We start from the raw sequence: 12687 nt of genomic DNA, 5'->3' as shown, positions 1-12687 counted from the left end.
AAGTATGGAAGTTATAAATTGGCAATGGATTTTAGTTATTTGTTCAAGCTTAACAATGTTTTTTTTGTCGCCTTTGGCAAAAACAACAGATCAGTTTTTTAAAGCAGTAAATAAGAAAAAAGCGCCAAATACCTTAGTATTAACAGGGAGTTTAATTATCTCTTGGATTTTTGCAAAAAGTATTACTAATGCAGCCGATTTAGGATTGGCCTATGGCCTGGTAGGTGGTGTTGCTTACGCGGGTTATTATGTTTCTTTTGCAGTTGCAGGTATCATTATTTATCAACTAAGAACCAAAGGTGGTTTTAAAAGTATTCACGAATTTCTTGTATATAAGTTCGGAAAAAAAGCCATGGCAGTTTTTTCTATTTTAATTGCTTTTAGACTTTTTAATGAAGTTTGGAGTAATACCATGGTAATTGGTAATTATTTTGGAGAACAAGGAAGTGCACCTTATTATTCATCTATTTTAATATTTACTTTTTTAACCTTAGCCTACGCCATAAAAGGAGGATTGAGTAGTTCTATTTTTACAGATGTTATTCAAATGGTGTTATTTTCTATTTTATTAGTCATTATTTTAGCAACCATTTTTACAACTAAAGATTTTTCATCAGAACAAATGATGTCTTCTGGAACGTGGAGCTTTGAACTCGGTTTAAATTTATTATTTGCAGCCGTAATTCAATCTTTTAGTTATCCTTTTCACGATCCAGTTTTAACAGATAGAGGTTTTATATCTTCACCAAAAGTGACCAAACATAGTTTTTTATGGGCAAGTGTTTTAGGTGCAATTTGTATTATATTATTCAGTTTAATTGGTGTGTATGCACAAACAAAAGGAATAAAAGCACATGCAGCAGTAGAAGTTGGTAAGGCTTTAGGTGTCGTTATTTTATTAGTGATTAATTTTATTATGATTACTTCTGCGGCATCCACCTTAGATTCTACTTTTTCATCATTTTCTAAACTAATCGCAGTAGATTTAAACTTAGGTAAAAAAGTATCTTTTGGTAGAATTACCATGATTACTGTGGCAGTTTTAGGAACCATTCCGGTATTTCTAAATGCCGAAATTTTATCAGCAACCACCATTTCTGGTACCATGGTAATTGGTTTGACACCAATGTTTATTTTTTGGAAAATAAAAGTGCCAAGAATTAGCTTTTATTTAAGTGTTTTCTGTGGTTTAGTATTCGGTTTCTTACTTATTTTTGGTCTTTTTCCGGAAGCTTTAATTTTTACAACCGGAAAATATTCTGCTTTATTATGGTCTAATTTTTGGGGTGTAATAAGCTGTACTATTTTATATTTTATTCCTAAATGGATCGGAAAACAACAGAATTAAGTAAATTATCTAACAAAGTACTACTTTTTGGTGGAGTTTACAGCAATTTACAAGCTTTAGAAGCTTTAAAACAAATTGCTGAAAAAGAAAATATTGCACCAGAAAATTGTATTTGCACTGGCGATATTATCGGATATTGTGCGCAACCAGAAGAAAGTGTGCAATTATTAAAGTTATGGGGAGCAAGAAGTATTGCTGGTAATGTAGAAATTCAGTTAAGAGAAAATGCAGAAGATTGTGGTTGCGATTTTAGAGAAGGTTCTCGTTGCGATAATTTTTCTCAAATGTGGTATCCGTATGCGCAAAGTAAATTATCAGAAAATAGTTTAGAGTTTCTAAAAACATTACCAAATAATATCAGTTTTGAGTTTGCTAAAAAGAGATTTTCCGTAGTACATGGTTCTTATTTTAATGTATCAGAATTTATTTATAAATCTACTAATTGGTCTGTAAAAGAACCTAATTTTAAAGCTGCAAATGCAGATGTTATTATTGCTGGCCATTGCGGTTTGCCTTTTAATCATCAACAAGAAAATAAACTTTGGTTAAACCCTGGTGTTATTGGAATGCCCGCTAATGATGGTAATCCTTCAGTTTGGTACGTTATTTTAGAAGATGTTAATAGTAATTTTAGGTTTACCCATAAATCTTTAGATTACAATTACAAATTAACTAGTAAACTAATGCAAAATGGGTTATTACCAGAAGAATATTCTAGAACCATAATTACTGGTATTTGGGACAATACAGAAATATTGCCTCCTATAGAAACAGGTTTACAAGGGTTTGGAATTCAATTATAAATTACACAAAATGAAAAAAATATTCATACTTTTTTTATTGATAAATGCTACAGTTTCAGCACAAAAAAACTTAGATAAATTACTAAGTAAATGGAATCATAAAAATGTACCTTATATCTCTGTAGAAACATTGGCTATGCCTAAAAACAAGCCTATTTTATTAGATGCAAGAGAGTTAGAAGAATATAATGTAAGTCATTTAAAAAATGCTATTTATGTAGGTTACAATCATTTTGATGTAAACAAAACTATTGATTTATTACCTAAAGATAAAAATGCTAAAATTGTTGTGTATTGTTCATTAGGAATTAGGTCTGAAACGGTTGCAAATAAATTAATTAAACAAGGTTATACAAATGTTTATAATTTATATGGAGGAATTTTTGAGTGGAAAAATAATGATTTTCAAGTAATGGATACCATAGGTAACACGACAGAGAAAGTGCACGCTTTTAATAAAAGCTGGGGCAAATGGTTAAAAAAAGGAGAAAAAGTCTACGATAAATAGTATTCAGTAGTAGTTCGCTGTACTTACTATTGTGTTTAAATAACATCTATACTCTATTCTTTCTCCTCAAAATTTATTTCATCAATGGAAAAAAAATTGAAAAGTAAAAACTTACTCTTAATATTTACAAGAAACCCAGAGTTAGGTAAGGCCAAAACACGTTTGGCTAAAACTGTTGGCGATGTAACTGCTTTAGAAATTTATAAATTTTTACTACAAAAAACCAAAGAAGTTTCTTCTAAAGTTTCTTCGGATAAAGCAGTGTATTATTCTGTAAAAGTTAGAGAAAATGATATTTGGGATGCAACAATTTATCAAAAACACCAACAAGTTGGAGAAGATTTAGGGGTTAGAATGTTAAATGCTTTTAAAAACAGTTTCGATACTGGTTATAAAAAAGTACTAATCATTGGTAGCGATTTGTATGATTTAACATCAGAAGATATAGAAAATGCTTTTCAACAATTAAACACAAATGATGTTGTTATTGGCCCTGCAGAAGATGGTGGTTATTACCTTTTAGGCATGAATGCTTTGCAAGAAAAAATATTTAAAAATAAAGATTGGGGAACAGAAACAGTTAGAAAAGATACTTTAGATGATTTACAAGATAAAAAAGTATTTTTGTTAGAAGAATTAAATGATGTAGATGTTTTTGAAGATATAAAACATCATCCGGCATTTCAACATTTTATAAATAGATGAAAAAACAACAATTACAAGAAACAATCGATTTTTTAAAATCAAACGGAATTATAAATCCAGCAATAGGAATTGTTTTAGGAACAGGTTTAGGTAAATTGGTAAACGAAATTTCTATTGAAAAAGAAATTGCTTATTCAGATATTCCTCACTTTCCACAAGCCACAGTAGAGTTTCATTCTGGCAAATTAATCTACGGGGAATTGTCTGGCAAAAAAGTAGTTGTAATGTCTGGTCGTTTTCACTTATACGAAGGCTACAATGCGTGGGAAGTTACTTACGGAATTAGAACCATGCATGGTTTAGGTATTAAAAATCTATTAATTTCTAATGCTGCTGGTGCAATTAATTTAGATTACAAAAAAGGTGATTTAATGTTGATTGAAGACCACATCAATTTACAAGGAAGTTCTCCTTTAGCCTTTAACGGCGCTAATAGTTTTGGTAATATTTTTGCGGATATGTTAGAACCATATTCTAAAGAACTAAATACTAAAATTTGTAAAATTGCAAAAGAACAAGGTATATTATTACACCAAGGCGTATATACAAGTGTTCTTGGTCCGCAATTAGAAACTAGAGCAGAATACAGAATGCTTCAAATTTTAGAAACTGATGCTGTAGGTATGAGTACTGTGCCAGAAGTTATTGTAGCTAAACAACTAGATTTACCTTGTGCTGCTATTTCTGTATTAACAGACGAGTGTGACCCTAAAAATTTACAACCTGTAGACATTGCAGAAATCATTGCTATTGCAGGTGAAGCAGAACCTAAAATGATTACGCTTTTTAAGGAAGTAATAAAAGCGGTTTAATATAATTACCTAACGGAACAATCTTAATTACATATAATCAGGATTGTTCTGTTTAGTTAATTGTCTCTTTTTTAGCTTTCTACATATTCTATAATTACATCTTTCCAAAGTAAATAACCTTTTCCGTTTAAATGCAACCCATCATAAGATAAACTCATATTTAATTGATTATTGGCTGTTTTAAAAGTATCAAAAAGGTTTATATAAATTAAAGAGTTCTTATTTGCCAACATTTCTATTTCTTTATTTATTGCTATAATAATATTGTTATCCCTATTAAGACTATTTTTAGTAGGTAATATACTTTGAAGATATAAAGTAGTTTCTGGCATTTTAGTAATTAATATGTTTATTAACTTTTCATAATCAGAAGTAATTTGATGTATGCTTCTTCTATTTCCTAAATCATTTGTACCAATCATTAAAAATATTTTTTGAGGTTTTGCAGCAATTATTTCATCCAATCTATTAAATACACCTTCTATAACATCACCACTAATTCCTCTATTTTTTATATTTAACTGCATAAAAAATTCATTCCAATTACAAAACTCCGTAATACTATCTCCTAAAAAAACAATACTATCTTCTTGATATGGCATACTCTCAAAAATATTTTTTCTTGCTTGATAATGCCAATTACTATATCCTTCTTGTTTTGAAATATTTTTCAATAAAGCAAACCTATTTTTTAAATATCCAATTCCTCCTTTTTTATTAATAATAAATATTACAAAAACAATTACTAAGAGATTCAAAATAATTAAAACTATCAATATTTTATCCATTTCTAGAGTATTTATAATTTTACAAACATTAAAACAATATAGTTAAAAACCCTCTTTTTTAGCTTAATAAATTCCTTTCATTTAAAATCAGTTTTTAAGACTAAAAAAGAACCTTTATCTTTATATCTTCTTATGAACTCTACTGTAATTTACATAAAAAACATGGTTTGCCCGCGTTGTATAGACGCGGTTAAAGAGATTTGTAATGATTTACACATTACAGTAAAACAATTGCAATTGGGTAAATTAGAAAGTAATGCTAAAATAGATGACGCTTTAAAATCAAAGCTAAGTAAGCGTTTAGAAGAAAAAGGATTTGCATTGCTTTTAGAAAAAAACCAAAAAATAATTACCCAGATTAAATCTTTAATTGTAAATCAAATCCATCATACAAAAGAACCTTTAACCATTAATTTTTCTGATTATATTTCTAAAGAATTACAGCATGATTATGCTTATCTCAGTAGACTTTTTTCTTCTATAGAAGGTATTACCATAGAGCGTTTTATTTTAAAACAAAAAATAGAACATGTAAAAGAACTTTTGTTTTATAAAGAATACACATTGTCGGAAATTGCTTTTCAAATGAACTACAGCAGTGTAGCACATCTTTCTAATCAGTTTAAAAAAGAAACCGGTTTGTCACCTACTCAATTCAAAAAAAAGAACGGCCCAAATCATCAATCTTTAGACAGTATTTAGTAACATCATAATTGTATAACAAATCTTCATAATTTTGTAATATCTAAGCAGATTTACCTATTTACCTTTGCATGATTAAAAGATTTTACCTCATGAAAGAACAGTATAAAATAACAGGCATGACTTGCGCTTCTTGTGCAATGAGCATAGAATCTCATTTAAAACCACAAAACGGAATTACAGAAGTTGCTGTAAACTACCCAAATAAATCCGTAGCTATTACTTATAATAAAGACCTTATTTCTTTAAAGGAAATCGCTAAAAAAGTAAAAGAAATTGGCTTTACATTGCTGATTGGTTCTCCTGAAAAGACTAAAACAGAATTTGAAAACGTTGAGAAAAAACGCTTAAAAACACTTACCTATAAATTGATTTTTGCAGCTGTTTTTGCAATTCCTGTTTTTATCTTATCTATGTTTTTAAAGGATCTAATTCCTTATCAAAATTATGTTTTGTTAATACTTTCGCTTCCGGTACTTTTTTATAGTGGTGCAGAATTTTACAGCATTGCTTGGAAAAGGCTGCAACAATTATCTACCAATATGGATACATTAGTGGCTTTAAGCACAGGTATTGCTTTTTTATTTAGTGTGTTTAATACGGTAAATCCCAATTATTTTTTAAGCAAAGGCTTATCTCCACACGTGTATTACGAGTCTGCGGTAATCATTATCACCTTAATTTTATTAGGTCGTTTTTTTGAAGAAAAAGCAAAGAGCAAAACCTCATCTGCTATTAAAAAATTGATGGGTTTACAACCTAAAAAAGTAACTGCCATTAGAAACGGAGAAGAAAAAATAATTTCTTATGATGATATTTTAATTGGAGAACTCATCATTTTAAAACCAGGAGATAAAATACCTGTAGACGGAAAAGTAAAAAAAGGCACTTCTTTTATTGATGAAAGCATGATTTCTGGTGAACCCATTCCTGTTGAAAAAACAAAAGGAAGCAAGGTATTTGCAGGCACCATCAACCAAAAGGGATCTTTAAGGATTATAGCTAACAAAATTGGTAACGACACTTTACTTTCTCAAATTATCAAACTAGTAGAAGAAGCGCAATCTACAAAACCTGCAATACAGAAAATGGCAGATAAAATTGCAGGCATATTTGTTCCGGTTGTCATCTCTCTTGCCGTTATTACCTTTATTATTTGGTATGTATTAGCACCAGAACTCATCTTAACCTATGGATTATTAACACCTATTACCGTTTTAATTATTGCTTGCCCTTGTGCTTTGGGTTTGGCTACACCAACCGCATTAATGGTTGGGATTGGTAAAGGGGCACAACAAGGTATTTTAATTAAAGATGCACAAGCTTTAGAAACAGCTTATAAAATTGATACCTTAATTCTTGATAAAACAGGTACTATTACCCAAGGAAAACCAAAAGTTACCGATGTAATTTGGGAGGATAATTCTGCATCTACCACACTAGAACAAATTATACTAGCAATAGAAGCACAATCCGAACATCCAATTGCAGCAGCAATTGTGCAAGATTTAAAACAAAAAAACACAGAAAACATTATTACTATTGATGCTTTTAAAAGTAGCACTGGTTTAGGTGCCGAAGCAATGTATAATGATACTTTTTATAAAATAGGAAATGAAAGTTTCATGCTTAAAAATAACATTACCATTCCTGATGATTTATCTAAAAAAGCAAACTACTTAAAAGAAGAAGCCAAAACCGTTGTTTACATTAGTAAAGCCGAAAAAGTAGTCGGTATTATGGCAGTTGCAGACAGTATAAAAGAAACCTCTATTATTGCTATTGATAAATTAACACAAATGGGCGTACAGATTTACATGCTTACAGGTGATAACGAACAAACTGCTAAAGCAATCGCCCAAAAAGTGGGCATACAAAATTTTAAAGCAAATGTTCTACCTTCAGAAAAAGGGGTTTTTGTAAAAGAATTACAAGAAAAAGGCAAAGTAGTTGCCATGGCTGGCGATGGTATAAACGATTCACACGCCTTGGCACAAGCAGATGTAGGTATTGCCATGGCAAGCGGAACGGATATTGCCATGGATAGTGCGGGCATTACTTTAATGCATTCAGATTTAAAACAAATCTCCAAAGCCATTCAATTATCTAAAGCCACGCTAAAAACCATCAAACAAAATTTATTTTGGGCTTTTATTTACAATATGATTGCCATACCTATTGCTGCCGGAATTTTGTACCCAATAAATGGTTTTTTATTAAACCCAATGATTGCGGGTGCAGCCATGTCTTTGAGTTCGATTTCTGTACTTGCCAATAGTTTACGTTTAAAAAACATAACAATTAATTAAATACATAAAAATTATGACAACTGTAAAATACAAAACAAACATCCATTGTGGTAGCTGTATTAAATCTGTAACACCTGTTTTAAATAATTTAGACAAGGTAGATTTATGGAAGGTAGATTTAGAGCATCCTGATAAAATCTTAGAAGTTACTTTAGATGATGAAAATACAGAAGAAATAGTAACAGCAGTTAAAGGTGCGGGGTTCGAAATTGAAGCATTGTAATTATTAAAATTAATTTACGACTATCTTTTAAAAAATATAAAAGCTAAATGCTATTATAAACAAATACAATAAGCATCTCTTAAAAACTAACTTCTTGTATTTGTAAATTTGTAAGTATATGAACAAATATTTAGACATCGTAAAAGATGCATATTTTGGTTATTGGAACTACTTAAAACAATCTGTTTTAATGGAATTAAATTGGGAAAATTATTTCTACGGATTAATTCTAATTTCTTTAATTGTTTGGGCTTTAGAAGCTATTTTTCCTTGGCGAAAAAACCAGTCTTTGGTTAGAAAAGATTTTTGGCTAGATACTTTTTATATGTTTTTTAATTTCTTTTTATTAAACTTGATTGTATTGATTGCATTGTCTAATTCTGCCGCAGAATTCTTTAATGATGTACTAGGTATTGTGGGATTGTCTATTGATAATTTTCAATTATTAAAAATTAATAAACTACCTTTTTTTGCGCGTATTCTTATCTTTTTTATCGTCATCGATTTTGTACAATGGTGGACACACAGATTGTTACATACTTTTGAATTTCTATGGAATTTTCATAAAGTGCATCACTCGGTAAAAGAAATGGGTTTTGCCGCACACTTACGTTATCATTGGATGGAGCCTGTAGTTTATAATTCTTTAAAATACATTCCGCTAGCAATTATTGGTGGTTTTTCTGCACAAGATGTGGCTATGGTTCATTTTTTCAACATCTTTATTGGACACTTAAATCACGCAAATATCAATTGGGATTATGGTTTTTTAAAATACATTTTAAACAACCCAAAAATGCACATTTGGCATCATGTAAAAGTATTGCCAGAAGACCGAAAAAATGGTGTGAATTTTGGAATTACCTTAAGTATTTGGGATTATATATTTAAAACCAATTACATACCCCATTCTGGTAGAGATATAGAACTTGGTTTTGAAGGTGATGAAAAATTTCCAAAAGGTTTTTTACAGCAAGAAATATATCCTTTAGGTAGAAAAGATTGATTTTTAAAAGTCTCAGAAACTCATCAGTTTACTTATTTCTACCGGTTTCATTAGGGTATAATTTGGGCAGTTCATCACTTTGTACAAATTCTTTAGTATCTATATTTAAACCGGTTATTCTCCCTTTAAAAGCTGCACCTGTATCCACATTCCAAACATTTGCAATATTCATTGGGTTCGGTTCATTATAATTGGTTGTTGGAGTATGACCAATATAAATTTCTTTATAATGTTGTATTCTTTTGGGATAAAAAACAGAGTCTTTTCCAATATTTTTGTCCATAGAAACCAACATTTCCCACAAAGATCTGTCTAAATAAAAATACTCTTGATATCGTTCTCTTTTTACGCCATGCAAAGAGGTAAAACCTGCATGTAAAAACAATCTGTTTTCTTCATCTATAAAATACAATGTCAAGTTTTCTAAGAACGTAAGATGTTCTTGCTTTTCTTTTTCAGAAAAACCTGCATAACTCTCCATTGTTTCTTTACCTCCATGTAAATACCAAGAAGGATTTACATCATTGCTATCTTTTAACCAATTTAAACACCAAACATCATGATTTCCTTTGATAAAAACACAGTCAAAATTTTGTGATAACTTAATTAACAATCGAATTACATGCGATGATTCACTCCAACCATCTACATAATCTCCCATAAAAATGAGCTTATCACCCTCTTGTAATTCTAATTTATTTAAAACTTGAAGTAACGCTTTTAAGCCTCCATGAATATCTCCAATTGCAAAAGTTCTCATCATACTTTTTTTTTGATTTATTAGAAAATAATCTTAATTTAAAAATATTGACTCAGTCCAAAGACCAAACCACCTTTTGATGCGCCCAATTTATCTACAATTCTAAAACCGTAATCAATCCTAAACGTAGCATTGTATATTTTTTTACTGATAAAACGTAATCCAATACCAGAATAAACCTTTAAGTTCTCTCTTTTAAGAAAATCATTCAGTTCCCCTCCAGGGTTTCTCCAAGTACCTGCATCAACAAAAAAGTTAGACTGTATTACCAACCAGTTTTTATCATAAACAGTTTTTCTATATTCAGAATTTAAAACAGCAACCGCAGTACCTCTATCTACCAAAATACCAACACCTCGTATATTAACATTATTATCGATGGCAAATGGTGCAAACGGAGAGTCTTCATTAGAAGCAAAACCAACTCGCAACCTGTTGGCAAACGTACCCGTATTTTTTATGGTCTTGTAAAAAAAGAAATCATTCCAAGCGATTAAAAAATCTTTTTGAAAAGGATTTTTTGACGTTACAAACTGGGTATATAAAATACTTTTAAAACCATCTATATATTGGTAAAAGTAATTTAGATCATCATAAGAATAAACTAATTTAACCAACATTTTATCTAAGTCTAAATTTTGAGGAATAGACGGAGATGTGAATCCTGTTAGATATTTATATTTTTCATTAAAAAAATTTACACCAAAATTCAATTGATTTTTAAGGTTTATTTGATACAACCCTAAAACCTCGAAAGAAATGTTATTATATAAATAATTTGCCGTCCTTTCTCTAAAATAAAGAGGTTCATTGCTTTTCCAATTCTGATGCGTTAAAGACAAACCCCATTTCTTAGAAAACAAATTAGGTGCTTTAAAATTGATGCCGTAAGAATCGAATCCGTTATTTTGATAAAATCCACCAAAGACAATATTTCTTCCTAAAAAGTTATAATCATACAGCCCTAATTTATATGAAAACTGTTGATTAGTAGTCGTCCATAAATTAACTTCTGGTAAAATTGTAAAGTTTTCTTCTACATGAATAAAAACATTGTAATTATTTTGATGCGAATGATAAACTTGATAATAAGCATGACTAACCCCTGCCAATCTTTTTAAAGTAATGATGTCTTTTTCTAGTGCTAAAGAATCTAAAACTTGACCTTTTTGGGTTAAAATGAGACTTTTTATAAAACTAACTTTTGTTTTTTTAAGTCCTTTAATTTTTACATCTACAATTGTTTTTTCTTGCGAAAATAGTAGTGATGAAAATGCTAAAAAAATAAAAAACAAAAGGTTTTTAAAACTCACTATTCTGATAAAAATGTTTCTTGTATAAATAAATTAACCCAATTATCGCTACTCAACCCTAAAATAGCAATATCATACTCATCACTAAAAATTAATGTTGGTGGCGTATCTGTATGTATATAAGAGATTACGTTAGCATCATTGTAATATTGAAAAGTTTTATCTGTAGTAAAGGTTGCAGAAAGCACTTCGCTATCACTATTGGTTAGTATCTCTAAATATTTTTCACTTGTAGTTGCTGTACCATCTGTCCACGTAAATTGTGGCATTAATGTTTGTGGATATGTTATGGTTACTTCTGTAGACCATTCTGTTGGACTAGTTTGACTTTTAATTCTAACTGGTTCTGATTTATATAAAACATCACCAATAATATAAGTAACAATACACCAACCCTCATTATCATCATCCTCTCTTAAATAACGTCTTAACTTACCACCATATACAGCAGCGTCTGATAAATCTTTTCTTCTATAATTAGAAAAATCTGTTTCATCTACATCTGCATTATCGGTTTCGTAATATCTATATGCAGATGCACCAACTAAAGGATAATAATACACATAAGTTAAGCTATTATCAGAACTATTACTTGCTGCAAAAGCAATGGATTCCTCTATCGTTTTATCTGAATTTTCGTCTAAATATTCTTGCAGATTTTTAGGAATAAAAGTCTCTTCAATAACAAAATTAACCCAATTATCATCGCTAACAGCCATCATAGTAAATTGGTATTCTGTATCTTCTACAAGATCATCTTCTGGCAAATCATCCTCATTTATATTAAAAACGACATTAGAAGTATCGTAATACTGAAAAAAAGTATCTTCTGTGCAAGTTCCAGAAACAAAGGTATCATCTTCTGTTTCAGAAATTACTTGAAAATAAATTGTAGTATCTGTAATACCATAATCTGACCAAGTAAAATTTGGTGTTAAAGTTTCTGGGTATGCAATAGCCACCTCATCCGTCCAACCTGTTTGACTTGATGCATTTTTTAAACGAATTGTGTTTGATTTATGCAATTCTCCATCTAACATATAGGTTACTAAACACCAATTATCGTCTTCATCTTCTCTATAAAACATGCCTAATTTATCACCAAAAACATCAGAATTTGTTAAAACTTTTCTTCTGTAATTAGAAAAATCGGTTTCATCTACATTTAAACTGTCTGCCTCATAATATCTAATATCTGTAGCCCCTTCTTCTGGGTAATAAAAAATGTAGCATTCTGTAGAACTAATACTTGCAGCACAAGCAACAACGTCTCCAAAATTACCATCGGATGTAGATTCTATATATTCTTGTAAGTTTCTTGGTACTGTTATATCATTATCTTCTGCACAAGAAAATAGTAAGATTGAAATAAAAAAAGTGGTTAAAAAGGCTTTAATCTTCATTTATAAT

13 protein-coding genes are annotated in these 12687 nt (G+C 29.9%); 9 read left to right on the top strand and 4 right to left on the bottom strand.

Features of this window, described 5'->3' with window-relative positions; genetic code table 11:
* Window positions 1-4 precede the first annotated feature (4 nt).
* The 5 genes from ACJJVY_RS12755 to ACJJVY_RS12735 all read left to right on the top strand — a co-directional run bounded on the left by ACJJVY_RS12755 (window position 5) and on the right by ACJJVY_RS12735 (window position 4176).
* Entirely contained in the window at window positions 5-1348 is a 1344-nt protein-coding gene (locus ACJJVY_RS12755) for a sodium:solute symporter family transporter (RefSeq protein WP_405609283.1), read from the top strand.
* Window positions 1324-2151, top strand: coding sequence for a metallophosphoesterase family protein (locus ACJJVY_RS12750; protein WP_405609280.1), 828 nt, complete (start codon window positions 1324-1326; stop codon window positions 2149-2151). The genes ACJJVY_RS12755 and ACJJVY_RS12750 overlap by 25 nt, the downstream gene beginning before the upstream one ends.
* Before the next feature lie 10 nt (window positions 2152-2161).
* A complete protein-coding gene (locus tag ACJJVY_RS12745; RefSeq protein ID WP_405609277.1) occupies window positions 2162-2659 on the top strand; it encodes a rhodanese-like domain-containing protein in 498 nt (165 codons plus the stop codon).
* Between the two features lie 84 nt (window positions 2660-2743).
* Window positions 2744-3364 carry a TIGR04282 family arsenosugar biosynthesis glycosyltransferase gene (locus ACJJVY_RS12740; protein ID WP_405609274.1) on the top strand — a complete coding sequence of 207 codons (621 nt, stop codon included), beginning with the start codon at window positions 2744-2746 and terminating at the stop codon, window positions 3362-3364.
* A complete protein-coding gene (locus ACJJVY_RS12735; RefSeq protein ID WP_405609271.1) occupies window positions 3361-4176 on the top strand; it encodes a purine-nucleoside phosphorylase in 816 nt (271 codons plus the stop codon). Before ACJJVY_RS12740 ends, ACJJVY_RS12735 begins: the two co-directional genes overlap by 4 nt.
* A gap of 71 nt (window positions 4177-4247) precedes the next feature.
* On the opposite strand, the gene ACJJVY_RS12730 is transcribed toward ACJJVY_RS12735, so the two are convergent.
* Window positions 4248-4964 (bottom strand): GDSL-type esterase/lipase family protein, encoded by a 717-nt coding sequence (locus tag ACJJVY_RS12730; protein ID WP_405609268.1) that lies wholly within the window; start codon window positions 4962-4964, stop codon window positions 4248-4250.
* Between the two features lie 132 nt (window positions 4965-5096).
* On the opposite strand from ACJJVY_RS12730, the gene ACJJVY_RS12725 reads away from it, so the two are divergent.
* The 4 genes from ACJJVY_RS12725 to ACJJVY_RS12710 all read left to right on the top strand — a co-directional run bounded on the left by ACJJVY_RS12725 (window position 5097) and on the right by ACJJVY_RS12710 (window position 9204).
* Entirely contained in the window at window positions 5097-5666 is a 570-nt protein-coding gene (locus tag ACJJVY_RS12725) for a helix-turn-helix domain-containing protein (protein WP_405609265.1), read from the top strand.
* A gap of 92 nt (window positions 5667-5758) precedes the next feature.
* Window positions 5759-7975 (top strand): heavy metal translocating P-type ATPase, encoded by a 2217-nt coding sequence (locus ACJJVY_RS12720; RefSeq protein WP_405609262.1) that lies wholly within the window; start codon window positions 5759-5761, stop codon window positions 7973-7975.
* 13 nt (window positions 7976-7988) lie between these two features.
* Window positions 7989-8198, top strand: coding sequence for a heavy-metal-associated domain-containing protein (locus ACJJVY_RS12715; RefSeq protein ID WP_405609259.1), 210 nt, complete (start codon window positions 7989-7991; stop codon window positions 8196-8198).
* A 118-nt stretch (window positions 8199-8316) separates the two neighbouring features.
* The gene (locus tag ACJJVY_RS12710) at window positions 8317-9204 is read left to right on the top strand and encodes a sterol desaturase family protein (protein WP_405609256.1); all 888 of its coding nucleotides are present in this window, start codon (window positions 8317-8319) and stop codon (window positions 9202-9204) included.
* Between the two features lie 28 nt (window positions 9205-9232).
* Here the strand turns inward: ACJJVY_RS12710 and ACJJVY_RS12705 are convergent, their stop codons facing one another.
* The 3 genes from ACJJVY_RS12705 to ACJJVY_RS12695 are packed head-to-tail and all read right to left on the bottom strand — an operon-like array spanning window position 9233 to window position 12680.
* A complete protein-coding gene (locus tag ACJJVY_RS12705; protein ID WP_405609253.1) occupies window positions 9233-9967 on the bottom strand; it encodes a metallophosphoesterase family protein in 735 nt (244 codons plus the stop codon).
* A 35-nt stretch (window positions 9968-10002) separates the two neighbouring features.
* Window positions 10003-11259 (bottom strand): outer membrane protein assembly factor, encoded by a 1257-nt coding sequence (locus ACJJVY_RS12700; protein ID WP_405609250.1) that lies wholly within the window; start codon window positions 11257-11259, stop codon window positions 10003-10005.
* Between the two features lie 17 nt (window positions 11260-11276).
* Window positions 11277-12680: a hypothetical protein gene (locus tag ACJJVY_RS12695; RefSeq protein ID WP_405609247.1), complete on the bottom strand. Its 1404-nt coding sequence runs from the start codon at window positions 12678-12680 to the stop codon at window positions 11277-11279.
* Window positions 12681-12687 lie beyond the last annotated feature (7 nt).

It is taken from the genome of Polaribacter sp. Asnod1-A03 (assembly GCF_045063585.1).
Classification (GTDB): Bacteria; Bacteroidota; Bacteroidia; order Flavobacteriales; family Flavobacteriaceae; genus Polaribacter.
This window is presented reverse-complemented; position numbering and strand designations above follow the sequence as displayed.

What these genes read in the sequence shown, in the direction of transcription:
- ACJJVY_RS12735 (WP_405609271.1), top strand. Translation starts at nt 3,361, where the DNA reads ATGAAAAAACAACAATTACAAGAAACAATCGATTTTTTAAAATCAAAC.
- ACJJVY_RS12720 (WP_405609262.1), top strand. Translation starts at nt 5,759, where the DNA reads ATGAAAGAACAGTATAAAATAACAGGCATGACTTGCGCTTCTTGTGCA.
- ACJJVY_RS12740 (WP_405609274.1), top strand. Translation starts at nt 2,744, where the DNA reads ATGGAAAAAAAATTGAAAAGTAAAAACTTACTCTTAATATTTACAAGA.
- ACJJVY_RS12695 (WP_405609247.1), bottom strand. Translation starts at nt 12,680, where the DNA reads ATGAAGATTAAAGCCTTTTTAACCACTTTTTTTATTTCAATCTTACTA.
- ACJJVY_RS12745 (WP_405609277.1), top strand. Translation starts at nt 2,162, where the DNA reads ATGAAAAAAATATTCATACTTTTTTTATTGATAAATGCTACAGTTTCA.
- ACJJVY_RS12715 (WP_405609259.1), top strand. Translation starts at nt 7,989, where the DNA reads ATGACAACTGTAAAATACAAAACAAACATCCATTGTGGTAGCTGTATT.
- ACJJVY_RS12705 (WP_405609253.1), bottom strand. Translation starts at nt 9,967, where the DNA reads ATGATGAGAACTTTTGCAATTGGAGATATTCATGGAGGCTTAAAAGCG.
- ACJJVY_RS12730 (WP_405609268.1), bottom strand. Translation starts at nt 4,964, where the DNA reads ATGGATAAAATATTGATAGTTTTAATTATTTTGAATCTCTTAGTAATT.
- ACJJVY_RS12750 (WP_405609280.1), top strand. Translation starts at nt 1,324, where the DNA reads ATGGATCGGAAAACAACAGAATTAAGTAAATTATCTAACAAAGTACTA.
- ACJJVY_RS12755 (WP_405609283.1), top strand. Translation starts at nt 5, where the DNA reads ATGGAAGTTATAAATTGGCAATGGATTTTAGTTATTTGTTCAAGCTTA.
- ACJJVY_RS12710 (WP_405609256.1), top strand. Translation starts at nt 8,317, where the DNA reads ATGAACAAATATTTAGACATCGTAAAAGATGCATATTTTGGTTATTGG.
- ACJJVY_RS12725 (WP_405609265.1), top strand. Translation starts at nt 5,097, where the DNA reads ATGAACTCTACTGTAATTTACATAAAAAACATGGTTTGCCCGCGTTGT.